The sequence below is a fragment of the Paenibacillus dendritiformis genome (assembly GCF_021654795.1).
Taxonomy (GTDB): Bacteria; Bacillota; Bacilli; order Paenibacillales; family Paenibacillaceae; genus Paenibacillus_B.
Genome location: NZ_AP025344.1, coordinates 3,875,488 through 3,902,277, shown reverse-complemented (window position 1 = coordinate 3,902,277; position 26,790 = coordinate 3,875,488). Strand labels below are relative to the sequence as shown.

General features: G+C 57.3%; 17 protein-coding genes. 13 read left to right on the top strand and 4 right to left on the bottom strand.

Translation table 11 applies throughout. The features are described 5' to 3' along the window. Positions 1-65: 65 nt before the first annotated feature. Together L6439_RS17295 and L6439_RS17290 are read right to left on the bottom strand one after the other, a co-directional pair. Positions 66-1,598, bottom strand: coding sequence for a solute symporter family protein (locus tag L6439_RS17295; RefSeq protein WP_213468150.1), 1,533 nt, complete (start codon positions 1,596-1,598; stop codon positions 66-68). Beyond that, the gene (locus L6439_RS17290; protein WP_168179453.1) at positions 1,595-1,909 is read right to left on the bottom strand and encodes a DUF485 domain-containing protein; all 315 of its coding nucleotides are present in this window, start codon (positions 1,907-1,909) and stop codon (positions 1,595-1,597) included. Before L6439_RS17290 ends, L6439_RS17295 begins: the two co-directional genes overlap by 4 nt. A 279-nt stretch (positions 1,910-2,188) precedes the next feature. On the opposite strand from L6439_RS17290, the gene L6439_RS17285 reads away from it, so the two are divergent. The 5 genes from L6439_RS17285 (at position 2,189) to L6439_RS17265 (ending at position 7,788) form a co-directional block, all read left to right on the top strand. After that, positions 2,189-2,899 carry a response regulator transcription factor gene (locus tag L6439_RS17285; protein WP_168179474.1) on the top strand — a complete coding sequence of 237 codons (711 nt, stop codon included), beginning with the start codon at positions 2,189-2,191 and terminating at the stop codon, positions 2,897-2,899. After that, positions 2,896-3,951, top strand: coding sequence for a sensor histidine kinase (locus L6439_RS17280; protein WP_168179452.1), 1,056 nt, complete (start codon positions 2,896-2,898; stop codon positions 3,949-3,951). The genes L6439_RS17285 and L6439_RS17280 overlap by 4 nt, the downstream gene beginning before the upstream one ends. A 249-nt stretch (positions 3,952-4,200) precedes the next feature. Beyond that, positions 4,201-4,980, top strand: coding sequence for an ABC transporter ATP-binding protein (locus tag L6439_RS17275; protein WP_168179451.1), 780 nt, complete (start codon positions 4,201-4,203; stop codon positions 4,978-4,980). After that, on the top strand, positions 4,952-6,892 hold the full coding sequence (locus L6439_RS17270; RefSeq protein WP_213468151.1) for an ABC transporter permease: 1,941 nt from the start codon (positions 4,952-4,954) through the stop codon (positions 6,890-6,892). Before L6439_RS17275 ends, L6439_RS17270 begins: the two co-directional genes overlap by 29 nt. Positions 6,893-7,047: 155 nt before the next feature. Continuing rightward, a complete protein-coding gene (locus tag L6439_RS17265; protein ID WP_168179449.1) occupies positions 7,048-7,788 on the top strand; it encodes a hypothetical protein in 741 nt (246 codons plus the stop codon). 107 nt (positions 7,789-7,895) lie between these two features. Here L6439_RS17265 and L6439_RS17260 read toward each other — a convergent pair whose 3' ends face one another. Continuing rightward, positions 7,896-11,051: an alpha-amylase family protein gene (locus L6439_RS17260; protein WP_213468152.1), complete on the bottom strand. Its 3,156-nt coding sequence runs from the start codon at positions 11,049-11,051 to the stop codon at positions 7,896-7,898. 367 nt (positions 11,052-11,418) lie between these two features. On the opposite strand from L6439_RS17260, the gene nirB reads away from it, so the two are divergent. From nirB to L6439_RS17245, 3 genes are read left to right on the top strand one after another with little or no spacing between them, the layout of a single operon-like run. Next, on the top strand, positions 11,419-13,842 hold the full coding sequence (gene nirB / locus L6439_RS17255) for a nitrite reductase large subunit NirB (protein WP_213468153.1): 2,424 nt from the start codon (positions 11,419-11,421) through the stop codon (positions 13,840-13,842). Between the two features lie 19 nt (positions 13,843-13,861). After that, positions 13,862-14,212: a nitrite reductase small subunit NirD gene (gene nirD, locus L6439_RS17250; RefSeq protein WP_213468154.1), complete on the top strand. Its 351-nt coding sequence runs from the start codon at positions 13,862-13,864 to the stop codon at positions 14,210-14,212. A 52-nt stretch (positions 14,213-14,264) separates the two neighbouring features. Further along, the gene (locus L6439_RS17245) at positions 14,265-15,047 is read left to right on the top strand and encodes a formate/nitrite transporter family protein (protein ID WP_213468155.1); all 783 of its coding nucleotides are present in this window, start codon (positions 14,265-14,267) and stop codon (positions 15,045-15,047) included. A 609-nt stretch (positions 15,048-15,656) separates the two neighbouring features. Here the strand turns inward: L6439_RS17245 and L6439_RS17240 are convergent. Then, a complete protein-coding gene (locus tag L6439_RS17240; protein ID WP_040730586.1) occupies positions 15,657-16,367 on the bottom strand; it encodes a Crp/Fnr family transcriptional regulator in 711 nt (236 codons plus the stop codon). Positions 16,368-16,801: 434 nt separating this feature from the next. Between L6439_RS17240 and adhE the strand changes: the two genes are divergently transcribed. The 5 genes from adhE (at position 16,802) to L6439_RS17215 (ending at position 26,707) form a co-directional block, all read left to right on the top strand. Then, the gene (gene adhE, locus L6439_RS17235; RefSeq protein ID WP_374043212.1) at positions 16,802-19,396 is read left to right on the top strand and encodes a bifunctional acetaldehyde-CoA/alcohol dehydrogenase; all 2,595 of its coding nucleotides are present in this window, start codon (positions 16,802-16,804) and stop codon (positions 19,394-19,396) included. Positions 19,397-19,842: 446 nt separating this feature from the next. Further along, positions 19,843-22,101: a formate C-acetyltransferase gene (gene pflB, locus L6439_RS17230; protein ID WP_168179443.1), complete on the top strand. Its 2,259-nt coding sequence runs from the start codon at positions 19,843-19,845 to the stop codon at positions 22,099-22,101. Between the two features lie 39 nt (positions 22,102-22,140). Beyond that, positions 22,141-22,878 (top strand): pyruvate formate-lyase-activating protein, encoded by a 738-nt coding sequence (gene pflA, locus L6439_RS17225; protein ID WP_213468416.1) that lies wholly within the window; start codon positions 22,141-22,143, stop codon positions 22,876-22,878. A 236-nt stretch (positions 22,879-23,114) separates the two neighbouring features. Next, positions 23,115-24,032 carry an alpha/beta hydrolase gene (locus L6439_RS17220; protein WP_213468157.1) on the top strand — a complete coding sequence of 306 codons (918 nt, stop codon included), beginning with the start codon at positions 23,115-23,117 and terminating at the stop codon, positions 24,030-24,032. Between the two features lie 251 nt (positions 24,033-24,283). Continuing rightward, positions 24,284-26,707: an AraC family transcriptional regulator gene (locus tag L6439_RS17215; RefSeq protein ID WP_213468158.1), complete on the top strand. Its 2,424-nt coding sequence runs from the start codon at positions 24,284-24,286 to the stop codon at positions 26,705-26,707. Positions 26,708-26,790: the final 83 nt, after the last annotated feature.

Here is a 26,790-nt window from a genome sequence, read left to right as displayed (position 1 = left end):
AGGACAGCCCCCGCGTCAATCAAAGACGCCGGGGGCTGCTTCGCGTGGAAGGGCTGCGCGGCCGGTTACATATGAATGCCGGTATTGGCTTTGACCAGCACCTCATCGAACTTCGCGTCCGCATCCTTGCTGCGGGACGACACGATCGTACCGATCCAGGCGCCGATGAAGCCGAGCGGGATCGAGATGATGCCCGGGTTCGTGAGCGTGATAAGCGGCTCGCCGATGAAGATTGCTTTGCCGGACGGATCCCAGATGCTTGGGGAGACGGCGACCAGCGCAATCGCCGACAGCAATCCGGTGAGCATGCCGCTGATCGCCCCCGTCGTATTGAAGCGGCGCCAGAAGATCGTGAACAGAATGACCGGAAGGTTCGCGCTGGCCGCGACAGCGAAGGCAAGGCCGACCAGGAAGGCGACATTCAGCTTCGAGGCGAGGAGCGCCAGCGCGATTGACAGCGCCGATACGCCGATGGAGGCGAAGCGGGCGGCCTTCATCTGCTCGCGTTCATTGGCCTTGCCCTTGCGCAGGATATGGTTGTAGAAATCATGCGCGAACGCGGAGGCGGCCGAGAGGACGAGGCCGGTGACGACAGCGAGAATGGTCGCGAACGCGACAGCCGAGATCAGCGCGAAGAAGAAATCGCCGCCGAGCGCCTGGGCCAGAAGCGGCGCGGCCATGTTGCCGCCCTTGTCCGCCGCGAGTATCGCTTCGTTCCCGACGAAGGCGGCGGCGCCGAAGCCGAGGAAGATGGTCAGGATGTAGAACAGGCCGATCACCCAGGTGGCATAGACGACCGAGGAACGGGCCGTCGGCGCGTCCTTCACGGTGAAGAAGCGGATCAGAATATGCGGCAGCCCGGCGGTTCCGAGCACCAGTCCGAGATTGAGCGATAGCGTATCCAGCGGATTGGTATACTTGTTGCCCGGATTGAGAAAGGCTTCCCCTAGCGGCGTCGCCGTCTTCATCTGCTCGAACATGCCGGTCAGACTGAAGTTGAACTTGGAGAAGACGAGGATGGAGAGCAGGAAGGTCCCGCCCATGAGCAGGATCGCCTTGATGATCTGCACCCACGAGGTGGCATGCATTCCGCCGAAGACGACGTACAGCGTCATCAGGCAGCCGACGATGAGGACGGCCCATACATAATCGATGCCGAGGAGCAGCTTGATAAGCGCGCCGGCCCCGACGAGCTGGGCGATCATGTAGAAGGTGGAGATGGTGACTGTGTTCAGGGCGGCTACGCCCCGGATTTTCATATTATTGAAGCGGGCGGCAATCATGTCGGCCAAGGTGAACTTGCCGAGATTGCGCAGAGGCTCCGCGACAAGATACAGGACGACGAGATAGGCGACGAGGAAGCCGATCGAATAGAAGAAGCCGTCGAAGCCGACGAGAGCGATCGAACCGGCGATGCCGAGGAACGAGGCCGCGGACATATAATCTCCCGCGATGGCCAACCCGTTCTGCCAGCCCTTCAGGCCGCCGCCAGCCGTATAGAAATCCGATGCGCTGCGCGTCTTCTTCGCCGCGATATATGTAATGACCATGGTCAGCATCACGATGGCCAAGAACAAAATGAACGCCGTTGTGCTCATTCGCGTTCCCCACTCCATTCCTGATTGATTTCGGCCACCAGTTTATCGAATTTGGCCGCTCTGCGGGCGTAGAGGACACATAGGACCCATGTCATGATGAATTGGGCGAAGGCGAATAGCCAGGCCCAGGAGATCGCGCCAACCGCGGGCCGGTTCAAGATCGTGGTGTAGGAAGTCAGGATCGGCAGGGCGAAATAGAAGAGGAAAAAGAAGACGGTCAACGGGATAATAAATCGCTTCTTGCTCTGGATTAACGTGTGAAACCGGGACGACTTGGCCATCTGGCCGTAATTTACGCGTTCATGCTTCATAGGAAGCGTTACACCTCCGAACAAGGGTTCAGACTTGCATTGCCATTTCAGGATAACGAGTCTATAACAGGAAAAGTAAACGCTTACACCCCTTTCGAAATAACGGTTCGTTCGTATGGCCGCGATGACTGTTTTCTATTATATAATCCGTTCACCAAATCGTCAAACATTTCCCGGAATCAAGTAAAAAATCCGGCTGTTTGTCCGGCGGGCGGTTTGTGATATGATGAAAAATATGCTGCTTATCGGAATAGAGACAGAGTGGGGGGGATGAGAACCATGTATCGGATTATGATCGTTGAAGATGATGACAAGATTGCTTCCATTCTGCAATCGTCACTGGAGAAGTATGATTACAAAGTGACGCGGGCGACCGATTTCAAGGCGCTGAAGGAAGAACTGCTTGCGATAAATCCGGATTTGATTTTGCTCGATATTCATTTGCCGGCCTATGACGGATTCTATTGGTGCCGGCAGTTCCGGATGGTCACCAATGCCCCGATTATTTTCGTATCCGCGCGCACCGGAGAGATGGATCAGGTGATGGCCATCGAGAACGGGGGCGACGATTTCATTACGAAGCCGTTCCATCTTGATGTGCTGCTGGCGAAGGTGAAGGGCGTCCTGCGCCGGACCTACGGAGAGTACGCTTCCAACAGCGGCGGGGAGGAACTGGTCGTGCATGGCCTGAGCCTCCACCGTTCCCGGAATACGCTGGAATGGAAGGGGAACCGCGTCGATCTGACGAAGAACGAGGCGCTGCTGCTCGCCGTGCTCATGGAACGCGCCGGCCATATCGTATCCCGGGAGACGCTGCTGGAGACGCTGTGGGATGATGTCGACTTCGTGGACGATAACACGCTGACCGTGAATGTGACCCGCGTGCGCAAGAAGCTGGAGGAGATCGGCATTCATAAAGCGATCGAGACGATGCGCGGACAGGGATACCGCTTGCAAGCCTCGTGGACGGAAGACGGGGATTGGGCATGACCTTTTGGCGTTTCATGAAGGATCGGCTGCTCCTGGTGCTCGCCTGCTTCGCCGCTCTGTTCGTCGCCCTGCTTGTCGTATGGTTGGACCTCGGGATCGGGCAGCGATATGTCTACGGCGGGAGCCTGACCTATATATTCGTGCTGGGCGGAGCCGTTATCCTCCTTGGGTTAATCTACGACTATTCGCGGCAGCGGCGCTGGTTCCGCGAGATGAAGAACGCGGAGGAGAATGCGAGCAGCAATGATTTCACGCTCTGCCTGCAGCATCCGCAGACGCAGGAGCAGGAGCGGGTTCACGGCTTGATCAGCCGCCAGTACAGCGCCTATATGGACGAGCTGCTGACGATGCAGAAGAACCGCGAGCAGCATCTTCATTTTACGAATCAGTGGGTTCATCACATGAAGACGCCGGTATCGGTTCTTCATCTGATCTCGCAGCAGACGCCTCAGCCGCTGTCGCTGGAAGAGACGGAGCAGCTGCTTCGAAGCATCGCGGAAGAGACGGATCGGCTCGCGCGCGGGCTCGACATGATGCTGCATACGGCCCGCATGGAGAAGTTCGACCTCGATCTGCATGTGACGGGACTCTCGCTGCAGCATGTCATCCGGCAGGTCATCAACCAGAATAAGAAAGCACTCATTCGGCATCAGATCTATCCGAAGGTCACGCCCGGCGACACGATGGTCGAGAGCGATGAGAAGTGGCTGGCGTTCATTCTGACCCAACTGGTCACGAACGCGATCAAATATATGAAGGATAAGGAAGGGGCCAAGTCGCTTCAGTTCACGGTGCAGCAGACGGACGGCGCCGTGCAGCTCCGGGTGCAGGATGAGGGTGTCGGCATCGAGCCGCATGATATCCCGCGCATCTTCGATGCCTTCTTCACCGGGGAGAATGGACGAAGGGAAGGAGATGCCACCGGAATGGGGCTCTATCTGGTCAAGCAGGTGTGCGGCAGGCTCGGTCATACGATCAGCGTCGAGTCGGAGCCGCAGGCGGGCACGACCTTCACGTTGGGCTTCCATTCCGACGGCATCCACCGCATATGAGCCTGGAGGGACATGCACCCGCCTCGTTCCAATCAACGCTTGCAACGCGTGCATGGCAGCCGGCTGCCATGCATGCGTTGTTTGTGTTTGGCTGCGCTGCGGGCGCGGGCAGCGGTTCGGCTGCTTTAGATGACAAGTTTGTAAGCTGGCGAAAGGCTTTTCCATGTCGGGCCCGCCCGAAAACGGTTATACTGAAGAAAAGAAACGAACGGGATGATTCGCCGGCATGACGGGAAAGGGGATAGAAGTATGGAGGTTCTAAGAGCGGAGCAGCTGTCCAAAGTATACGGCACCAAAGGAAAAATGACGTACACGGCGCTGAAGGACATTCATCTGCATGTGGATGAGGGAGAATTCGTCGGCATTATGGGTCCGTCGGGGAGCGGGAAGACGACGCTGCTCAATATTCTCGCGACTATAGACAAACCGACTTCCGGCAAGCTCTGGATTAACGGAACGGATCCGACGAAGCTGAGCAACAAGAAGCTGGCCCATTTCCGCCGCCGGGAGCTCGGATTCGTGTTCCAGGATTTCAATCTGCTGGATACGCTCAGCATTAAGGAGAATATCATCCTGCCGCTGGCGCTGGATCAAATCTCGGCGCGCGATATCGAGCAGCGGCTGGCCGATACGATTCGCTGGCTTGGCATCGAACCGATTCTGGACAAACGGACGTACGAGGTATCGGGGGGACAGAAGCAGCGGACGGCCATTGCGCGTGCGGTGATTCATCAGCCGTCCCTGCTGCTGGCGGACGAACTGACCGGGAATCTCGATTCGAAGGCGGCGAAGGAAGTGATGAACGCGCTTCAAGATCTGAATGAGAACCAGAACCGCACCATTCTTATGGTGACGCATGATCCGTTCGCAGCCAGCTACTGCAAGCGGATTTTATTCATCAAGGACGGACAAATCTTTTCCGAGCTGCGCCGCGGCTCGAACCGGCAGACGTTCTTCCAGCACATTTTAGACTCGCTCAGTCTGTTAGGGGGCCAATTCGATGACGTACCGACAGCTCGCTATCAATAATATTAAAGGCAGTTGGCACCGGTACGGCGCGTATTTTCTGAGCTGCGTCTTCGCCGTCATGATCTTTTTCGTATACGCGTCGATGATTTACCATCCGGAGGTGGCGGACGGCAAGATCCAGGAAAGCGACTATGTGCGCCAGCTGATGATTGTATGCGAAGTTCTCATCATGATGTTCTCGTTTTTTTTCATTCTGTACTCAAGCTCAGCTTTTCTGAAATCCCGGCAAAAAGAGCTTGGCCTGCTGTCGCTGTTCGGCTCGACCAAAGGGCAGCTTCGGATGCTCGTATTTTATGAAAATATGGTGATCTCCATTATGGCGATCGTCGTAGGCATCGGAAGCGGCATGGTGCTGCTGAAGCTGTTCCTGATGGCGATGTCCCGGCTGCTGCGGGTGGACGAGCCGCTGAGCTTCTATATAAGTCCGTCCGCGATCGGGCTGACATCCATCGGCTATCTGCTGCTGTTCGCCTTCATTACGCTCTTCTCGTTGCGCCATGTAAGCCGGGTCGAGATTATCCATCTGATACGGGCGGACAAGGAGCCGAAGTCGCCTCCCAAGTTTTCCTGGTTCCTCGTGTTCCTGTCGGTGCTTACGCTCGGAAGCGGCTATGGACTCGCTTTTGTGACCGATCTGAGATTGTTCATTTTGTCGGCAATGCCGATTATCGGGCTGACTGTGCTGGGCACGTATTTTTTGTTCACGCAGCTCAGCGTGGCGATTATTCGAGGGCTTCAGAAGAATAAGCGGTTCTATTACCGGGGCACCCATCTCCTGAATGTCTCGCAAGCGGCCTTCAAAATGAAGGATAATGCCCGCGTGCTGTTCAACGTGTCGATCCTCTGCGCCGTCGTGCTTACCGCCACCGCCACCGTATATGCCTTCGATCAAGGGATGAGAATCTCGGTCAGACTCAATAATCCGTTCGTCTTGACGATGTCCGCCGGCAAGGCGGATCAACCGCCGGTCGCGCCGGAGCGCATTGAGCGTCTGGCGGAGCAAATGAAGCATCATGTCACCTTCTCCGGCAAGGCCCGCGTCGTCGATTCGAAGGTGAAGGATGCCCGGCTGGAGCGTTATAGCGCATTGGTCGGAGAATCGGACTTCAACCGGCTTGCCGGGGAGCTGGGGTATGATCCTGTCCGGATTCAGGAAGGCAAAGGGGTTCTGGTCGATCAGCGCGATATGCTGTTTAATGAGTATTTATCCTTGGACATGCAGGAAGGAGATCGCCTTTCCGTCCGGGTCGAAGGTCAAGCAAAGCCGTTTCAGCTTGAGATTCAGGAGGTGCGTTCGAGCCAGATCGTATTGACGAGGAGCGTCAGTTACACTTTGTTCGTCGTTCCCGATGCCCTGTTGGACCGGCTGTATCGGCAGGCGCCGGCGGATCAGGCGCAGACGCTGTATGCCATGAACTGGACCGACTGGGAGGATGCGATGCCGCTGATGGAACGGATACGGGAAATGCGGGATCCGGCTTCGGAATTCGGCATATACAGCCGGACCGAGGACTGGAACGAGACCCGGCAGTCTTCCTCGCTCGTCCTGTTCATCGGCTTGTTCATCAGTCTGCTGTTCTTCATCGCCAGCGGAAGCGTCATCTACTTCAAGCTGTTCACGGAGCTGCAGGATGATCAGGCGCATTTCCGGGCGCTGACCCGCATCGGTCTGTCGGTCGCGGAGATTCGCCGCGTCGTGACCTTCCAGGTGGGGCTCATCTTCTACGCCCCATGCATCGTCGGCAGCATCCATACGCTGTTCGCGATGAAGACCTTGACCAATCTGATGAGCATCAATGTGATGGGCTACGGCATCACCGTGGTCGGCCTGTTCCTTCTCATGCAGACGCTCTATTTTTTGATGGCGCGGCGCGCTTATATGGGCAAGATTTTGGAGGAGGCCGTCGTCTAGCTTGACGCGATCTTCCATCCGTGTCGAATCATGGATAACCCCGTTGTTATTGTTACTGGATTGATACTTTTTCTCGCCATCTTTCATGCATAATAGAGGCAGAGTGTCTCAGTGAATGCGGTTAACCTTGAAGGCGGGAAAGTGAGTGGACGGCAATGGGGAAACATCATGTCAGCTTCAGGAGGGGCAGCTGGCTCGGCTTGGAACTGCTTCTGCTGGGCGTTCTCTTTTTGGTGTCTTCAGCATGCGCATCAAGCGTCTCCCATCGGGGAGAGCAAGACGATCCGCAGCCTCCCGGGAAGGAAGTCACCGTCTCGATTGACGGAGGCACATTCGTTCCAACCTTGTCGGAGCGCATCGTTGTCAGCTATCAGCCATCGATGAAGCTCGTCGACGCGCTGAAGCAATCCGGAACCGTCAAAGTATCGGATGACAAGTCCACCATCGTCTCGGTCGGCGACGTGGCCCTCGATCCGAAGATGGAATGGGGCCTGCTGCTGAACGGGAAGGAATATGTGCTGCCATTCGCGATGGAGAAGCAGCTGAAGCCTGACGATGTGGTCGGGGTCTTCATCAAGAAGCTGGAGGTCCGCACGAACCATGTGGCGGCTCCCGGCGTTACGCTTCGCATCGATGGCGGTACGGTTGCGCCGAACATTACGAATTCCTATCTTGTCCGTTGGACGGAGGAATTGACGCTCCAGGAGCTGGTTCAGGACTTCGCCCAGATCCGTCTGGACGAGGATCAGAAGCATGTCCTTCGCATCGGCGAGAAGGAACCGGAGGCCACCGCGGTTCTCACCTTGAAGCTGAATGACAAGAAGCTGAACTACAGTCAGGATGCCAAGCGGAAGCTGAAGCCTGATGACGAGATCGAACTCAAGATTACACCATAAATAAATGGGGTACAGACGGGACAAGCCCTTGCGACGCAATGAACGATTGCGGCGCAAGGGCTTGTTGACGTTATTCGGACGTATGCGGTCTTGACTAGCCTAGCCGTTTACTTGATGACCTCGATCTCGACTTCCCGCGGCCGGTACACGGCGATCAGTTCGCCTTGGCGATCGGCAGCGAACATGACGGTGCGCTCGCTGGCCAGCTTGAACGCGTATGTGGTTCCGTTATCCGGCTGGACGATGCGTACGGTCTCGTCCTGCCCCGATTCGGACACGAACAGATAGAGCCGGCCTTCCGCGAAGGCGAGGCATCGTCCGTACACTCCCGGGCGGCTGCCGCCTTCCTCCCAGCGAAGATCAGGCTCGATGGAAGCGGTCTGGATGGCATGCGCGTACAGCTCGGCGACGGCGGAATGCCGATCGTTCCATTCGATCGGGAGGCCGATCCAGAGCAGCTTGCCGCGTCCGATCGGCCGCTCCACGAGCGCGGGCGGGCTGCCGTCGGCATTCGCTTCTTTGAACACCTGCTTGATCTTGCGGCCGCCGAATGAGAGCGGAATCTCCCGCCCTGCGAGGAGGAAGCGCTCTTCGCGCACGACGCTGACGAGGCGCCGCGGGCCGAGCAGGCCATCCATTCGCGCGGTCGCCTGCCAATATTCATTGCGTCCGAGCGGGCCGGTAATGAGCAAGGTCGCGCCGGAGCGCTCCGTGAAGGAGAGCAGGCGCCCGAGAGCCGCATCGGTCAAATGATGCGGAGACGGCACGATAATGAGCCGGGGCGGCATATCATCCAGCGCTTCAAGCTGGTATTCACCCATCGCCCGGAATGGAGCCTTCAAATGATAGGCGAGCACTCGCGCCGCCGTTGACGTCGCTTCGGCCGCCATCCGCCGGTTCGACAGATCGTTTGCTTCCGGGTAGACGACGACGATTGGCTCCAACTCGCGATCCCGGAAGAGCGGGGCTGCCGCCTGCATGAATGCGCCGAAGTCATAGGAGACATCGGCTTCCGGCTTCTCCGTGCCGTCCGCCCGCAGCGCGCCGATATTGGATTCATTCACATTGTTCATGTAGACATTCGTGTTCCAGATCCACTGCACCGCTCCGGCGCAGCCGGTCGCGAACGCATAGGCGTATTTCCGTTCCAAAATGTTGCGCAGCTGCTCCTCCGTCCGCAGGGCGAAGCCGTCGGGCGTCATGCCGTACATGATGCCCGTCTCCTGGATGAGATTCGGCTTGTACGGCGTTTTCGTGAACACGCCGTCCCAAATAAGCTGATCATACAGCCACCACGAATGGTTGGACGTATAGTCGACGGACGCTTCATAGAAGAACGGGCTTGGCCGCTGCGCCGCCAGCGCCTCATCCTGGCCGACGCATACGAGCTGCTCCGGCTGATGGAACGAAATCGTGCCGCGCATCGCCTCCACCCACCGGTTGAGCATCTCCATCGTGAATAGCGAATAATCGAGCCAGCGCGTGCCCTTTTTCTCCTTAATCATATCCTGGGCATCGAAGTTAATCTCCTGCGGCTCCGGCGGCATAATCGCATGGAACCCCGGCACCTCCTCCGGCGTCATGCCCCAGCGCTCCTGAAGCAGGCGGATATCGCCGGCGCAGCGTTCCTGCAGCCATTCCCGGAAGGCCGCGATCTCATACTTGTCCTTCGCGCTGCGCGGTCCGGCGAATACCCGCTTCGGGTCGAACAGGGACGGCTCGTTAATGAGATCCCAATGGACGAACGACGAGTGGCGGTGCCGCTCGACGACCGCCCCGATAAAGCGCTTCTGCGCCTCGATGCTGCGCGGATCGAGATAAGGATTCGATCCTTCCCACAGCTCCGGAGCGAAGGAGAAGAAGTTGAAGCATACTTCGATGCCGTGCTTCTTCGCGGTCAGGAAGAAGGCGTCCAGGGCGCACAGCACATCCTCCGACGGATGCCCGTCCACATACATGATGTGGCGGTAGGCGGTCCAGATGCCGGTGCGGATCAGATTGATTCCGGCCTTCTTCATCTGGGCCATGTCGCGATCCCATACCGCCGCGTTCGGCAGGAAGACGAACTTGCGCGCCACATCGCTCGACATATACGTCATGCCGACGATAGGAACGGGAACGCCGTCGCGCTCGAAGTAATCCCGGCCCGCCTTCAGGAAGGAGCCGCTGCGCAGCAGATCTTCGTCGCGGCACCAGAAGCCCTGCCGCAGCAGGCGGACCTCGCCAGTGCCGCTCACGAGCCGGGCATTCACCCGGTACATCCCCGGAGCGAGCACGGTGTCCGGCTTCAAGGTCAGCCGCTCCAGCTCCCGCCCGCAGCGCACGGCGAGTTCGCTGCGCCACAGCACCTCGCCGTCGTCCGCTGTCAGCTCGACGCTTGCCTGCCAGACGACTTCCGCGGCGTCGGCCGCGCTGCGCCGCGAAGCGGCCAGCGGTCCGCCGGCGCCGTAGCTGGCCCGGGCCGCGGGCAGGAGCTGCGTCTGCAGGGTCAGCTTCGGACGATCGCCCGGCTCATAGCAGGCCAGACCCGGCTTCAGCCACCAATCGCTGACGCCGTACGAGCAATAGCGGGCCCAGGACAGGAGCGCCTCCGCTCCCGCCTGCTCGAGGAACTCCGCCGTCAGCGGCTGGTTCACGAACAGCCAGCGGGTGCCGGCGAACTCGCCCTTCGTGTTCTCGAGGAGCACGACGGGCGCCCCGACTTCCCGGCCATCGCGATCCAGCGCGATCACGAGCGGAATGATATGCGCATCCATCGGGCCGGCGGAACCATGCTCCCCGGGACAGTCGTCGTGCCGGGTCACCCAGAGCACGAAGCTGCAGGTCGGCGAGGCCGGCCACAGCGGCGCCGCCTGCTCGAACAGTGGGCGCTCCGCGTTGGCGGCGAAGCGCTCGAACCGGCCCGCCTGCACCGGCATGCACTCGTGGATGCGAAGGCGCTGGTGATAGGCCGTCTGCTCCGGCTCCGGTGTCCAGCCGCTGCCGTCGCGGTAGACGGGAATGCGGAAGGGGGAGCCGCCGGCGCTGAGCAGATGTCCGCCCCGTTCGAGGAACGCGGCGATGGACGTCCACGCGCTCTTCGGGAAGTACGGGGCGTGCAGGTTGATAAATACGCCGCCTTGCTGGGCGTCAAGCGCCTCGGCAAGCTGATCCGCTTGCACGATATTCCATTCGGCGGCGAGGCGTTCTCTCATGCCGGAAGAGAGTGCGCCGCCGGCGGAGGGGAAGGTTGGATCATATAAGCATACATAAGAAGTAGTCATTGAAGCAGCTCCTTTAAGTGCGTGTTCAAAAGGCCGCAACAGGCTTTTCGAAGCAACTGTTCATTTGAAATTATTGAGTTGACGCTGTTCTCATTATAGGGGAAGTCGAAAGGACTGTCTTTATAAGAAATTCCCGTCTCGCGGTTGAGGCTGAGGTTCGATGGCCAGTGCAGCGGCAAAAACCCCGGAGCGCGAACGGAGCGGTTTGAGCCAAATGTGAACAAATCCGAGAGAAAATTGACACATTTGATGTGCGTAGAATCACTCGTCTTGCTTCCAGTTAGAGGTAAAATACAAATATAAATGTATGTGAAAAAAGTAACAATACATGAATGAGGATTTTGGATTGTGAGAAGGAGGGACCACCATGGAACGAAAATGGCGGCTGGTCGTCGTCGGCAACGGCATGGCAGGCATCAATACGGTGGAGCAGCTGTTGAAGCTGACCGACCGTTACGACATTACGGTGATTGGGGAGGAACCGCATCCGAACTATAACCGGATTCTGCTGTCTTACGTGCTGGAGGGCAGCAAGAGGCTGGATGATATCGTCTTGAACCCGTATTCGTGGTACGAAGCGGCCGGCATTACGCTGCTGGCGGGCGAAAAGGGAGAGCGGATCGACACCGAACGCCGCGTCGTCCTGACCGATAAGGGCCGCGAGGTGCCGTATGATCGGGTCATCATCGCGACCGGCTCGACGCCATTCCGGCTGCCTGTGCCCGGCGCGGACAAGGAAGGCGTCATCGGCTTCCGCAGCATCGAGGATTGCGATCGCATGATTGCCGCAGCGGGAACGCATAAGACGGCAGCCGTCATCGGCGGAGGTCTGCTCGGGCTCGAGGCGGCCAAGGGGCTGGTTCAGCTGGGCATGGACGTGACAGTGGTCCATCTGCCCGACTATGTGATGGAGCGCCAGCTCGATATGACCGCGGCGCGCCTGCTAGAACAGGAACTGGAGCGGCAAGGCATCCGGTTCGCGCTCGGCAAGCAGACGGTGGAGATTACGGGCGGCGAATGCGTGGAAGGCCTTCGCTTCAGCGACGGGACGGGATTGAAGGCGGAGTTCGTCGTCATGGCGGTCGGCATTCGTCCGAATGTCGGCATCGGCCAGGCGAGCGGCCTCAGCGTGAACCGGGGCATCGTGGTGGACGACTGGATGCGGACCTCCGCCGAAGACGTCTATGCCGTCGGGGAGTGCACGGAGCATCGCGGCGTCTGCTACGGGCTCGTCGCTCCGCTGTTCGAGCAGGGCGCGGTGCTTGCCAAGGCGCTCGCCGGCGTGGAGACGAAGCCGTATGAAGGCTCAGTCTGCTCGACCAAGCTCAAAGTGTCCGGCGTCGACGTCTTCTCGACAGGGATCTTCCTGGAGACGCCGGAATGCACCACCCTGACCTTCCATGACGGGTGGAAGCGCACGTACCGGAAAATCGTGCTCCGGGACAATATCATCGTCGGCGCCGTGCTGTTCGGCGACACGGATGATGCCGCCAAGCTGGAACGCCTCGTGAAGCAGGGGGCGGCCATGACCGACGAGCTGTACCAGGAGTTGACGGGTACGGGAGGCTGCTGCGGCTCGAAGACGAATGCGGCTGCCGATCTGGCGGATGACGATATCGTCTGCGGCTGCAATGGCGTAACCAAAAAGATGATTTTGGACGCCATCGCGGATAACGGCCTGACGACGCTGGACGAGGTCAAAGCTTGCACCGGCGCTTCGCGCTCCTGCGGCGGCTGCAAGCCGCTGGTGGAGCAACTGCTCCAGCATGCTCTCGGCGACGGCTTCGAGGCGGGCTCCGGCAAGCAAGGCATCTGCGGCTGCACCGAGCACCCGCGCGAGGAGATTGTCGCCGCGATTCGGGAGCAGGGGCTTCACACGGTTCTCGAAGTGATGGCTGCGCTGGAATGGAAGCAGCCGGAGGGCTGCTCGAAATGCCGTCCCGCGCTGAACTACTATCTCGGCATGATCTGGCCGGAGAGCTACCGGGACGACAAAGCGTCGCGCTTCGTGAACGAGCGGATGAACGCCAACATTCAAAAGGACGGCACCTACACGGTCGTGCCGCGCATGTACGGGGGCATGACATCGCCGGAGGAACTGAAAAAGATCGCGGACGTCTCGCTCCAATATAACGTCCAGCTCGTCAAAATGACAGGGGGACAACGGATTGATCTGATCGGCGTCAAAAAAGAAGATGTGCCGAAAGTGTGGGAGGCGCTCGATATGCCGTCTGGCTATGCATACGCCAAATCGCTGCGCACGGTCAAGACCTGCGTCGGCTCCCGATACTGCCGCTTCGGCACCCAGGATTCGCTGGCCATGGGCGCGCTGCTGGAGCGCAAGTTCGAGCGGATCGATTACCCGGCCAAGTTCAAAATGGCGGTGAACGGATGCCCGCGCAACTGCGCCGAATCCTGCACGAAGGATATCGGCATCGTCGGCAATGACGGCGGCTGGGAGATCTATATCGGCGGCAACGGCGGCATCAAGCCGCGGCTGGCGGATCTGCTGTGCAAGGTCAAGACGGATGAAGAGCTTGTCGAGATGACGGCGGCCGCCATTCAATATTACCGCGAGACGGCCAACTATTTGGAGCGGACGTCGGAATGGGTAGAACGAATTGGATTGGATGCGATCCGGCGTACCGTGGTGGAAGAGAGCGAAGAGCGCCAACGGCTCGTCGAACGGATCGACATTGCCCTGGCCCAGGCGGAAGACCCTTGGAAGCAAGTCTTGGATCAGCCGGATTTGCGGAGCAAGCTGTTCGAGGCCGTGACGTTGGAGCAATAGCGGAGAGGAGGAGACGAGGATGGCCAAATCAGTGGACGGAGCGTTTGTGCCCGTGGGGGAGATGGAGCAGTTTTTGCCCCGAGTGGGCCGCGTCGTGCGAATAAATGGCGAAGCGGTCGCGGTCTTCCGCACGGAAGACGGATGGTATGCGCTGGAGGATCGGAGCCCGCACCCGAAGGGCGGCCCGCTCAGCGAAGGAATCGTATCGGGACATTATTTGTACGATCCGTTGTATGACTGGAAGATCGATCTTCGCGACGGCCGCGTCCAGGCGCCTGACAGCGGGCAGGTACAGACCTATCCGATCAAGGCGGAGGGCGGCATCGTGAAGATTGCGCCAGGCGGGGCAGGCCGGGACGGCAGCATGTAGAGAAAAGATCCGGTTGGCGGGATAGAGAAGAGAAGAGAGGAGAGGAGACGCGATGTTCAAGGGATCCCTGGAAGCCGTCAATGAAGCGGTAGAGGCGAAGAAGAGGCTGATGCAATCGGGGCTGTCGCGGTATATCGTGTCGGCGATGCTGGCAGGCGCCTATGTCGGCTTCGGCATTATGCTTATTTTTACGGTCGGCGGAAGCTTCAAGGCGGCAGGCTCTCCTGCCGTGCCGCTGGTGATGGGCATGTCTTTCGGCATTGCCCTCACCCTGGTCATATTCGCCGGCTCCGAGCTGTTCACGGGGAATAATATGCTGTTCACCGTCAGCTCCCTGTCGGGAAGAACGCCTTGGCGGACGACATGGGCGAACTGGTGCATCGTCTTCCTCGGCAATCTGCTCGGGGCGGTTCTGTTCAGTCTGCTCATTCGAGGATCGGGCGTATTCGCCGCCGCGCCGGCCGATCATCTGTTGTTCACGGCAGCGGCCGCGAAGATGAAGCTGCCGATCGATCAGCTTTTCTTCCGCGGCATCCTGTGCAACTGGCTCGTCTGCCTCGCGATCTGGACGGCGATGCGGGCCAAGGAAGATATCGCCAAGCTGGTCTTGATCTGGTGGATGCTGTACGCGTTCATCGCCACCGGGTTCGAGCACAGCGTGGCCAATATGTCGCTGCTGACGACGGCTTTGCTGCTGCCTCAGCATCCGGAGACCGTGACGATCGCGGGATGGCTGCATAACATGATCCCCGTGACGGCGGGCAATATGGTCGGCGGCGCCATTTTCGTCGGCATGGCCTATTGGTTCATCAGCCCGGTCGGGAGGCGGCAATAACCGGGCACTCCGTCGTGCGGCACATTTTTGATGATCGCCAGTCCAGCAACATTACATTTACACACAAGCGCGTCATGCGATATGCAGGAACCAAGGAGAGCCTGAAGCGGGAGCAAGCATCCCGTTTTGGGCTTTTTCTATAACGGAATTTGATGCCCTGCTGTGCTTCTTTTAACGGCTTCATGCTCTTTTTTCGGCTCGACTTCCTCCAAAATGCTGCAAAAGTGCAGCGTTCGGAGAGCTGCTTCTTACCCGAATTGGAATTCCTGCAGAATTACATCAATTTAATGAGATCGCGAGAAATATGAGGTAAAATCAGCCAAAATAATGCTCTAGCGCAGGAATTTTTACAAAGTTAAGCTGAAGTGGCGAAAAATAATGTATTATTGCAGTATTGTGGTGAGACAGAGCACCTGCGGATGGAAACCGAGCACCTGTAGATGGAACAGAGCACCTGCGGATGGAACAGAGCACCTGTGAAGGCAACCGGGCAGAGGCGGAGGATTGCGACTGCGCATGCCAGAGCATGCAAAAAAAGCCAGCGGCATCAAGCGGCTGGCTTCGCTATGCGATTGGATGGGGAACGAAGGGGCCATCATAGTCGGATATTTAGATCCGGCAGATCTCCTTCGGACACATCTCGCACCGGCAGACGTCCCGCAGATGATCCAACTCGCGGATGACAATCATGCCGCTCTCGTATTCGAGCACGCCCTTCTTGCGGAGATCGCTCAGCATCCGGTTCACGCTCTCGCGGGTAGCGCCAATCATGTTGGACAGATCGGTGTGCGTAATCTTTTTGTTGATGAGCACGCCGCCGTCATCCAGTTCCTCTCCATACGTGTTGGACAGGCGGATCAACGTCGAGCACAGCGCGCCCGGCTTGCCGTACATCATCAGATCGCGGAATTTCGTCTGCGTCAGACGATGGTGGATTCCCATCCATTTCATGAAATCGATTGAAAAATCGCAGTATTGACAGATTAAAATCTCAATATCTTTCTGATCGATCAGGCCGAGCTCGGCTTCCTCGATCACTTCCGCCGTGAAGCTGTGCTTCGTGCTGTTGAACGGGTCGACCTGCCCGATCATGTCTCCGGCTTGATACATATAGAGAATCAATTCCTTGCCTTCATCCGTCGATTTCGTGATTTTGACGCGGCCGCTCTTCAGAATGAAGAGCTTGTCGGACACGTCGCCTTCCCAGAATAGATGCGAGTTCTCGGGGTAGGTCCGATCCTTCGCAATCTCCAACAGCCGCTGTCGGTTCTGCTCCGAAAAACACGATAAGTTGCAGTGTTCGCCGAGTTGTTCCATCATGTTGGCCACTCCATTCGCCTCCAATTGTCTATTTCCAAATGTTATTTATTGGGTTTTATGATATATCATGTGACATGTTTCACTAAATCCTTCGATACTACTATCATGGACGTTCCAGCGAGTCTTGTCAATTTAGAAATGTTTAAATTTTTTACAAATTAGCGACAGATTGTGACGAGTGTCACAAAGTCTGGACGGGCTGTAAAAGATAGACGAAAAAAAGAATCATCGCGTGACATAAATCACATACAGCTTAGCCGCAATAAGCTACACTAGGATTGTGAAAAGATTCACAAATAAAAAACCGAGGAACATCGGATGAAGTCCGCAGCATGATAAATAGAAAGCAAACCGACAGAGAAGCGGAACCCCGGGTTGACTTGGTCTACGGAGCGGAGGCGGAGAAGATGGCAGCACAACCGAAAGCAACGGCAATGGAAAAGAAAAATGTCCCGAATGCAGCAGAGCATATTGATCAATTGGTGGCGCGCGCCAAGAAGGCTCAAGCGGCTTTTATGGACATGACGCAGGAACAGATTGACACGATTGTGCAACAAATGGCGTTGGCCGGTCTCGACAAGCATATGCATTTGGCGAAAATGGCAGTGGAAGAAACGGGCCGCGGCGTGTATGAAGACAAGATCACGAAAAATATTTTTGCCACGGAATACATCTTCAACTCGATTAAATACGAGAAGACCGTCGGCGTCATCGAGGACAATCCGAATGGCGCGTATATGAAAATTGCGGAGCCGGTCGGCATCGTGATGGGGATTACCCCGGTGACGAACCCGACATCCACGACGATGTTCAAGGCGCTTATTTCCATTAAGACGCGCAACCCTATTATTTTCGGGTTCCATCCGTCGGCCCAGAAATGCAGCGCGGAAGCAGCTCGCATTTTGCACGACGCAGCGGTCAAATACGGCGCTCCCGAGCACTGCATCCAATGGATTGAATATCCGTCCATGGACGCGACCAATGCGTTGATGAATCATCCAGACGTGGCGCTCATCCTCGCGACAGGCGGGGCGGGCATGGTCCGGGCGGCGTACAGCTGCGGCAAGCCGGCGCTCGGCGTAGGCCCGGGCAACGTGCCGTGCTTCATTGACAAGACGGCGGATCTGGAGCAGGCGGTCACTGACCTGATTCTGTCCAAAACGTTCGACAACGGCATGATCTGCGCTTCCGAGCAGGCGGTCATTATCGAAGAACCGGTCTTCGCCGAAGTGAAAAAGCTGATGCAGGCCAAAGGCTGCCGCTTCCTGACGAAGGAAGAGACCGGCAAGCTGCAGGGCATGGCGATGAAGGCCGAATCCTGCGCCGTCAATCCGGCCATCGTCGGTCAATCGGCGAAGCAGATTGCGGAAATGGCCGGCATCTCGGTGCCGGACGATACCAAGATTCTGGTGGCCGAGCTGGACGGCGTCGGACCGAAATACCCGCTGTCCGCCGAGAAGCTGAGTCCGGTGCTCGCCTGCTACAAGGTGAAGAGTGCGCAGGAAGGCATCGATCGGGCGGCCGAGGTCGTCGCCTTCGGCGGCATGGGTCACTCCTCTGTCATTCATTCCCATGACGACGACGTGATTCGCCGCTTCGCGGACCGCCTGCAGACCGGACGGATTCTCGTCAACTCGCCGTCGACGCACGGCGCAATCGGGGATATATACAACACCAATCTCCCTTCGTTGACCTTGGGCTGCGGCTCGTACGGACGCAACTCGACATCTTCGAACGTAACGGCCGTCAATCTGCTCAATATTAAACGGGTGGCGAAGCGAACTGTGAATATGCAATGGTTTAAAGTGCCGAACAAGATTTATTTTGAAAAGGGCGCAACGCAATATTTGGCCAAAATGCCGGACATCCACCGGGTGATGATCGTTACCGACGCCATGATGGTGAAGCTAGGCTACGTCGAGAAGCTGGAATACTATCTGCGCCAGCGCCGGACGCCGGTCGCGATCGAAGTCTTCTCCGATGTCGAGCCGGATCCGTCCACGAAGACGGTAGAGCGCGGGGCGGAAATGATGCGGAGCTTCGAGCCCGACTGCATCATCGCCTTGGGCGGCGGCTCGCCGATGGACGCGGCGAAGGGCATGTGGCTGTTCTACGAATATCCGGACACCGACTTCGACAATCTGAAGCAGAAGTTCCTGGATATCCGCAAGCGCACATTTAAATATCCGCGCCTTGGCCAGAAGGCGAAATTCGTGGCCATTCCGACAACGTCCGGTACCGGATCCGAGGTCACCTCGTTCGCGGTCATCACGGACAAAGAGAAGGGCAACACGAAATACCCGCTGGCAGACTATGAGCTGACGCCGGACGTCGCTATCATCGACCCTGAGTTCGTCTACAGCTTGCCGAAGACGGCCGTGGCCGACACCGGCATGGACGTGCTGACGCATGCGATTGAAGCTTACGTCTCCGTCATGGCGAGCGATTATACGGACGGACTGGCGATTAAAGCTATCCAGCTCGTCTTCGAGAACCTGGTGAAGTCTTACCGGGAAGCATGCCCGAAAGCGCGTGAAAAAATGCATAACGCCTCGACCCTGGCGGGAATGGCGTTCGCCAATGCGTTCCTTGGCATCAATCACAGCTTGGCGCATAAGTGGGGAGCGCAGTATCATACGGCGCACGGACGCACGAATGCGATTTTGATGCCGCATGTCATCCGCTATAACGCGAAGAAGCCGACGAAGTTCGCTTCCTTCCCGAAATATGACCATTTCGTCGCCGATGTGCGCTATGCCGAGATCGCCCGTATTCTCGGGTTGCCGGCTCGCACGACGGAAGAAGGCGTGAAGAGCCTTATCGAAGCCATCCGCGGCCTGAACCGCGAGCTGGGCATTCCGGAGTCGTTCCAGGAGCTGGGCTTCGATGCGAAGGATTTCGAATCCCGCGTCGACTATCTGGCGGATCGCGCCTTCGAAGACCAATGCACGACCGCAAATCCGAAGCTGCCGCTCGTGACCGAACTGGCGGAAGTATACCGCGACGCTTTCTATGGCCGCTTCGAATAAGATATTGCATCAACTAGCACATCAATAAGCACTTCATTAGCACATCAACGAGCACATGAACAGGCAGCGGAGAGCAGCGGCTCTTCGCTGCTTTTCTATTTACGGGGAAGAGGCGGTGAAATAAACGGACTTTTATCTATTTAATGTGATTATTTTCACAAAAACTTGTCTCTTTGTGATGTAAATCACAACGAAACTACGTGAAAGGAGGTACAATTAAGGTGCAGCAAGGATAAAGGCTGCAGGGCGGCGGCGACGTTGCATTAGCCACTCAGGCAGGAAAAAAGCGGGCGGTTATCGAAGTAGAAGGCGGAACATAACGGCCGCATACCCTTAAACGTGAAATTCATCACAACTTGGTAAGGTTAGGGCTAGAGAGAACCATGTCGGGTGGCGCCTTCTGTTGCAAGCACATACGAAAAGTAAAACGGTATGGAGGGATTACGATGTCGGTGATGGAACGTAATAACACAGAAGCAAAAGGATGGCGTGGATTCAAAACGGGAAAATGGCAAAATCACGTGGATGTGCCGAACTTCCTGGAGAACAACATCCGGCCTTATCATGGTGATGAATCTTTCTTGGTCGGACCGACCCAGAACACGAAAGATCTATGGGATATCGTAAGCCAATTGTCGAAGGAAGAGCGCGAACGCGGCGGCGTATGGGATGTCGATGTCAATACGCCATCGACGATTACATCGCATAAGCCGGGCTATTTGGACAAAGATAAGGAGAAAGTGGTCGGCGTGCAAACCGACGCTCCATTCCGCCGTTCCATCCAGCCGTTCGGCGGCATCCGGATGATGATTGACGCCTGCAAAGCGTATGGCTTCGAAATGCCTGATGAAATCATCAAGATGTTCACGGATATTCGCAAGACGCATAACCAAGGCGTATTTGACGCATATACTTCCGAAATGCGCATGGCCCGCAAAGCCGGCATCATTACAGGCTTGCCGGACGCGTACGGGCGCGGGCGCATTATCGGCGACTACCGCCGCGTTGCATTGTACGGCGTTGATTTCCTCATTAAGATGAAGCAGAAAGATCTGAAGGACCTGGAAGTTGACGTGATGACCGATGACGTTATCCGCGACCGCGAGGAGCTGTCCGAGCAGATCCGGGCGCTGACGGAATTGAAGCAACTGGCCGAAATGCACGGCTTCGATATTTCCAAGCCGGCGCAAAACGCGAAGGAAGCTTTCCAATGGGTATACTTCGGTTATTTGGCGGCAATCAAGGAACAGAATGGTGCGGCGATGTCGCTCGGACGCGTGTCGTCCTTCCTCGATATTTATATCGAACGGGATCTGGAAGAGGGAGCGCTGACCGAAGAAGAAGCCCAGGAACTGGTCGACCACTTCGTCATGAAGCTGCGGATCGTCAAATTCCTGCGTACGCCGGACTACAATGAATTGTTCAGCGGCGACCCTACATGGGTAACCGAATCGATCGGCGGCATGGCCGTCGACGGCACGACCCGCGTCACGAAAAACAGCTTCCGCTTCCTCCACACCCTGTACAACCTCGGACCGGCTCCAGAGCCGAACCTGACGGTGCTGTGGTCGACGAAGCTTCCGGAAGCCTTCAAAAAATATTGCTCCAAAGTTTCGATCGAGACGAGCTCGATTCAGTACGAGAACGATGATCTGATGCGTCCGATCTATGGCGATGATTACGGTATCGCCTGCTGCGTATCCGCGATGCGCATCGGCAAGCAGATGCAGTTCTTTGGCGCCCGCGCCAACCTGGCGAAATGTCTGCTGTACGCTATCAATGGCGGCAAGGACGAAAAACTGGGCGTGCAGGTCGGACCGGAGCTGCCTCCGATTACGAGCGAAGTGCTTGATTACGATGAAGTCGTCAAGCGGTTCAAGCAGATGATGGAGTGGCTGGCGAAGCTGTACATGAACGCGCTGAATGTCATCCACTATATGCATGATAAATACAGCTACGAGCGGATTGAAATGGCGCTGCATGACCGTGAAATTTTGCGGACGATGGCATGCGGCATCGCGGGCCTGTCGGTCGCAGCCGACTCGCTCAGCGCCATCAAGTACGCGAAGGTCAGACCGATTCGCAACGAGCAAGGCATCGCGGTGGACTTCGAGACGGAAGGCGAATATCCTTGCTACGGCAACAATGATGACCGCGTAGACAGCATCGCGATCGACCTGGTTGAATCGTTCATGAATATGATTCGGAAGCATCATGCATACCGCAATGCGCTCCCAACTCAATCCGTATTGACGATTACGTCGAACGTCGTCTATGGTAAGAAGACCGGTACGACGCCGGATGGACGCAAAGCGGGCGAACCGTTCGCTCCCGGAGCGAACCCAATGCACGGCCGCGACCGCAAAGGAGCGCTCGCTTCGCTGAGCTCCGTCGCGAAGCTGCCTTATGAGCACAGCCTTGACGGCATCTCGAACACGTTCTCCATCGTGCCGAAGGCGCTCGGCAAGGAGCTCGAGTCGCGCAAGTCGAACTTGACGTCGATGCTGGACGGCTACTTCAGCAGCAAAGGGCATCACCTGAACGTCAACGTATTCGACCGCGAGCAGTTGCTTGACGCGATGGAACATCCGGAAAACTATCCGCAATTGACGATTCGCGTATCCGGATATGCGGTCAACTTCATCAAGCTGACGCGCGAGCAGCAGCTCGATGTTATCAACCGCACATTCCACGGCAGCATGTAATCAGACATGTTCGCCGGAAGAGAAGGGACCGTGAGCGACATGATTGGACGCATACACTCCGTAGAAACATTCGGCACGGTAGATGGGCCGGGTATCCGATTCATATTATTCATGCAGGGCTGCGCCCTGAAGTGCAAATATTGCCACAACCGGGATACCTGGGATCTGCACGGCGGCACCGAGATGTCCGTAGAAGAAGCGCTCTCGGAAATCGAGTCCTACCTTCCGTATTATCGCAGCTCCGGCGGCGGCTTGACCGTATCGGGCGGGGAGCCTACCCTGCAGGCTCCCTTCGTGAAGGAACTGTTCAAGCAGGTGAAGGAGCGCTGGAACTTGCCGACGGCGCTCGATACGAACGGCGTCAACGATGTCACGAAGCTGACCGAGCTGTATGACCTGACCGATTTGGTGCTGCTCGATATCAAGCATATCGACAATGAGAAGCATCTGGCCTTGACCGGGGTGCCGAATACGCGCACCCTGGAGACGGCCCGTTGGCTGTCAGACCACGGCAAGAAGATGTGGATCCGGCACGTGCTGGTCCCGACGATTAACGATGACGAGCAGGATTTGCTGAATCTAGGCCGCTTTCTGGGCACGCTACAGGGCGTCGAGAAGGTGGATGTGCTTCCATACCACCAGATGGGAGTCTATAAATGGGAGCAGCTCGGCGAGAAATACCCGCTGGAAGGCATTCCGTCGCCGACGGCGGAAGAAACGGAACGGGCGCAGCGGCTGATTGAACAGGGCCGGGCCGAAGCCGCGGCTCAAAAATAACCGCATATCGCTAATGAACGTGCAGTGTCGCCCGGCGAACGGGGATGCTGCACGTTTTGCGTTTGCCCACGGTTCTGTGAGCGCGGCTCCTGTATGCTCTGAATCAACCGTATTTTGTCACGGCTCTCCCGCAATACAAAGACAAAGTATGATAAAATGTTTTGCAGTAATAAAAACCTGAAAGCTGCGGTTATGCTGGATCATACTATTGTGAAATTTTGGAGAGTGAATGAAAAATGGCAGATATCAGCGGTCTTGAACCGGGTATTCGCAAATTGGCGTCCCAATTTATCGAGAGCGGGCGTCCGTCGGCAAGAAAGCAAAGTATCCGGGAGCGCAGGCAAGGATACCTGGATACGGTCCACTTGGCCGGAGAAGCGGTCCCGGTCCGTCATATATTTGAACAAACGATTGACGGCATCCGGCTTCGCATCTATAAGCCATCGGAACAGAGCAATCTTCCGGTGATGATTTATTATCATGGCGGCTGTTTTGTCAGCGGGGATTTCGACACCCACGATCGGCAAATGCGCCTGTTAGCGAATCTGGGCAACGCATTGGTGATCGCCGTCGAGTACCGCTTGGCTCCGGAGCATGTGTATCCGGCCGCGCATGATGATGCGTTGGCAGCCTCTCATCTCATTCGCCGGCATGCCTTCGCTTGGGGCGGCGACCCCGCAAACATCACGATTGCCGGGGATAGCGCAGGCGGACATCTCGCGCTGGTGACCTGTCTTCGTTTGAAAGAACAAGGGCAGTGGATGCCACGGCGGCAAGTTCTCATTTATCCGATGCTGGATGCCACGGGCGCAAGCGACAGCTATCAAAAATTCGGCGACGATTATGTCGTTACGCGGGACGCTTTGCTGAGCGGGTTTGAGGCTTATTTGTCCGAACTGCCTCCCCATCACCCGGAAGCGAGCCCGCTCCACCGCAATGATTTGGAAGGCCTCCCGCCAACTCATATCATAACTGCGGAATTCGACCCGCTAGTAGACGAGGGCGAGGCGTTCTACCGCCGTCTGTTGGAAGCCGGCGTTGAGGCGCAATGCAAGAGGTATCTTGGGGTGAATCACGGCTTCTTTCAGCTTGCCGGCATCAGCATGGCCGGCAGACAGGCGCTGCAGGATGTCGCCGCCATCCTGGCCAATTGAACAGATGAAATAGGATGAAAAGCTCCTGCACCGGAACGTGCCCGTTCTGACTGCAGGAGCTTTTTGCCGTCCCAGGGGATAATTTATCCATGGCCGCCCCCCGTGCCGCAAGCCATAATGCGGCTGTCCCCGAAGGCCGCAATCCCCCCCTGTGCCATTCCAACCGACAAAATCCGACAAACAGGATGTTCGAGCGCCTTATTTTCTGGTATGTTTAATATCACAAATTAGACAAAAAAGGGGGGGCTCGAATGAACAGTCCGGCGCCGAAGCCGAATCATTATGTAAGCGAATTCATAAAAGGGCGAATGGTTACCTTCTGGACCCGCAAATGGATGGGGAAGCTCTGGTTCCGGTTTCTGCTTCCTTATTTGTTGTTTCTGATCCTAACCTTAACGGCCGGCTGGATCGCGTATCAGGAGACGATCGCCGTGCTGGAGCGGGAAGTGCTGGAACGGAACGACAAGGCGCTGCATCAAGCCCAGACGCTGCTGGAGACCCGGATTGCGGAAGTGGAGTCCATCGTGCAGCAGGTAGCCGATCACCCGAAGGTCAGAGGCTTTCAGGTCGTGCAGAAGCCTTTTGCCGGCACGAACACGTACAAGGTCATGAACACGCAAAAGGCGCTTGATGATTACAGCATCAGCAACCGGTTTTTGAAGGATTATTTTGTCGTCTTCCGCAGCAGCTCGCTCGTCATCTCCCCGCATCGGGTAGAGGCGCTGAATGAATTCTACGGCGACGTTCTCCGCTATCGGGACTGGGATATGGCCGAATGGCGCGAGCAGACGCTGGAGACGTATCACTCCAAAGATTTCATCGGACTCCATCCCGTGAAATACGGATCAACCGAGGAGGAGATGATCACGTACATTCGCTCGCTCGGGTATCCCGGTTACTACCAGGGTGCGGTCGTGGCGCTCATCCCGCATACGGAAGTGGGCAAGCTGCTCAGCGGCATCAATGTGCAGACCGGGGGATGGGTTCGCGTGCTGGACAAGAACGGCCAGCTCCTTGGCCGGGCCGGGGATGAAGCCGGGAGCGGACAGCCGGGTGGAGGGGATGATCTCGCGGCCATCCTGGAACGGCCGAATACTCATTACCGGACCGAGCTGAACGGGAGGGACATGCTCGTCTCGAAGACGACGTCCCCGAAGACGGGCTGGACCTATGTCGCCGCGCAGCCGGCCGACGAAGTGCTGGAGAGCGTCCATGCGATGAAGCGGACGACCTTCACGCTGACAGGGCTGTCGCTCGTCGTCATCATCCTGCTGGCGCTCTGGCTCTCCCGCCGGAACAGCAGGCCCTTGGAAGGGCTGTACTCCTACGTGCATACGAACGCGAAGCCGGGAATGGGGCAGCGGAGCCGCAAATCCGACATCTTCGCCTATTTGCGCGATGCATTCACGGAACTGCTCGAGACGGCGAAGACGCTGGATCAAAAGCTGAGCGAGCGGCAGGAATATGCCCGCATAGCGGTGTTCGATCGCTGGCTGCGCGGGGGGTACGCCACCGAACAGCAGCTCGAGTCCTCGTTGGCGCATGCGGGATTGCAGCGGAGCGCCACCATGTATGCGGTCGCGGTGCTGCATCTCGGGTGGCATGGCGACGACTGGAGCGCCCCGGTCCTCGATGAGATGGGGCTGAAGATGCTGGTCGTGAAGGAGGAGGCGTCCGGCTTGGAACCGGTTCCCTTCGATCTTCACGAGGTAGGCCAGGATCAGGTCGCCTTGCTGTTCTACGGCACCGAGGCGGGGACGGAAGCGGGCGGCGATGCGGCCATACGCTTCGCGGCCTTGATTGAACAGACATTGATGGAGTTGAACGAGCGCCTGAAGAGCGTGCATATTTTGCCGATGTATACGATCGGCGGCATTGTCGCTGATCGGATGGATGTGCCGCGGTCGCTGGAACAGGCGCAGCAGCTCTACGGAATGTCCGACGGCAACCGGGATTTGATCTGGTGGAGCGAGGAGGACCATGCGGATGCGGGAATGTATCGGTTCAACGCCGAGATGGAGAACCGCCTTACGCATGCGGTCCGCGGCGGGGACGAGGAAGAGGTGGCGAGATTATGCCTGACCGTCTGGCAGGATAATTGGGAGAAGCGGCCGCTGACCTGTCCGATGGAGCGATGGCTGCTGATGGAAATGTATGCCGCGGCGATGAAGCTGGCGCAGTCGCTCGATCTGCCGCTGCAGACCGACAGCGCGGCCTTTCAGCAAAAGGTATTAAAGAAAGGATCGGAGCTGCACAAGCTGTTCCCGCTTGTCCGGAACGAATTCGTACAATTGAGCCGGACGGTGAATGAACGCAAGCGCAGCCGCAACGCGGCGCTGCTGGAGGATATGATGGCCTGCATTCGCGAGGGCTATGTAGATTCATCGCTGTCTCTTACCGTCATCTCCGATCGCCTGCAGGTGTCGGAAGCCTATGTGTCCGCGTTTTTCAAGGAGCAGACCGGCCGCAATTTCTCGGAGTATGTGGAGGAGCTAAGGCTGGAGCATGCCAAGCAGTTAATGCTGGAAGGGGACGCCTTGACCTCGATTGCCGAGCGGGTCGGCTACAATTCCTTGAACTCGTTCAGCCGCGCATTCAAGCGTGCGCACGGGATGAGCGCCACCGAATATCGAAAATGGTTAAACGAACAAAAAAGGAATAATGGCTCTTCATAAAAATCGCACAACCGTTAAAAACGGCTTCTTTTCCCGTTCCGGGATCCCGTTATACACTGTGAGCACACAGCGAACGGCTGGCA

Excerpts from the sequence above, each read along its gene's own strand:
- L6439_RS17275 (WP_168179451.1), top strand. The coding sequence starts at position 4,201 with ATGGAGGTTCTAAGAGCGGAGCAGCTGTCCAAAGTATACGGCACCAAA.
- adhE (WP_374043212.1), top strand. The coding sequence starts at position 16,802 with ATGGAAAAGAAAAATGTCCCGAATGCAGCAGAGCATATTGATCAATTG.
- nirD (WP_213468154.1), top strand. The coding sequence starts at position 13,862 with ATGGCCAAATCAGTGGACGGAGCGTTTGTGCCCGTGGGGGAGATGGAG.
- pflA (WP_213468416.1), top strand. The coding sequence starts at position 22,141 with ATGATTGGACGCATACACTCCGTAGAAACATTCGGCACGGTAGATGGG.
- L6439_RS17295 (WP_213468150.1), bottom strand. The coding sequence starts at position 1,598 with ATGAGCACAACGGCGTTCATTTTGTTCTTGGCCATCGTGATGCTGACC.
- L6439_RS17220 (WP_213468157.1), top strand. The coding sequence starts at position 23,115 with ATGGCAGATATCAGCGGTCTTGAACCGGGTATTCGCAAATTGGCGTCC.
- pflB (WP_168179443.1), top strand. The coding sequence starts at position 19,843 with ATGTCGGTGATGGAACGTAATAACACAGAAGCAAAAGGATGGCGTGGA.
- L6439_RS17290 (WP_168179453.1), bottom strand. The coding sequence starts at position 1,909 with ATGAAGCATGAACGCGTAAATTACGGCCAGATGGCCAAGTCGTCCCGG.
- L6439_RS17215 (WP_213468158.1), top strand. The coding sequence starts at position 24,284 with ATGAACAGTCCGGCGCCGAAGCCGAATCATTATGTAAGCGAATTCATA.
- L6439_RS17240 (WP_040730586.1), bottom strand. The coding sequence starts at position 16,367 with ATGATGGAACAACTCGGCGAACACTGCAACTTATCGTGTTTTTCGGAG.
- L6439_RS17245 (WP_213468155.1), top strand. The coding sequence starts at position 14,265 with ATGTTCAAGGGATCCCTGGAAGCCGTCAATGAAGCGGTAGAGGCGAAG.
- L6439_RS17270 (WP_213468151.1), top strand. The coding sequence starts at position 4,952 with ATGACGTACCGACAGCTCGCTATCAATAATATTAAAGGCAGTTGGCAC.
- L6439_RS17285 (WP_168179474.1), top strand. The coding sequence starts at position 2,189 with ATGTATCGGATTATGATCGTTGAAGATGATGACAAGATTGCTTCCATT.
- L6439_RS17265 (WP_168179449.1), top strand. The coding sequence starts at position 7,048 with ATGGGGAAACATCATGTCAGCTTCAGGAGGGGCAGCTGGCTCGGCTTG.
- L6439_RS17280 (WP_168179452.1), top strand. The coding sequence starts at position 2,896 with ATGACCTTTTGGCGTTTCATGAAGGATCGGCTGCTCCTGGTGCTCGCC.
- L6439_RS17260 (WP_213468152.1), bottom strand. The coding sequence starts at position 11,051 with ATGACTACTTCTTATGTATGCTTATATGATCCAACCTTCCCCTCCGCC.
- nirB (WP_213468153.1), top strand. The coding sequence starts at position 11,419 with ATGGAACGAAAATGGCGGCTGGTCGTCGTCGGCAACGGCATGGCAGGC.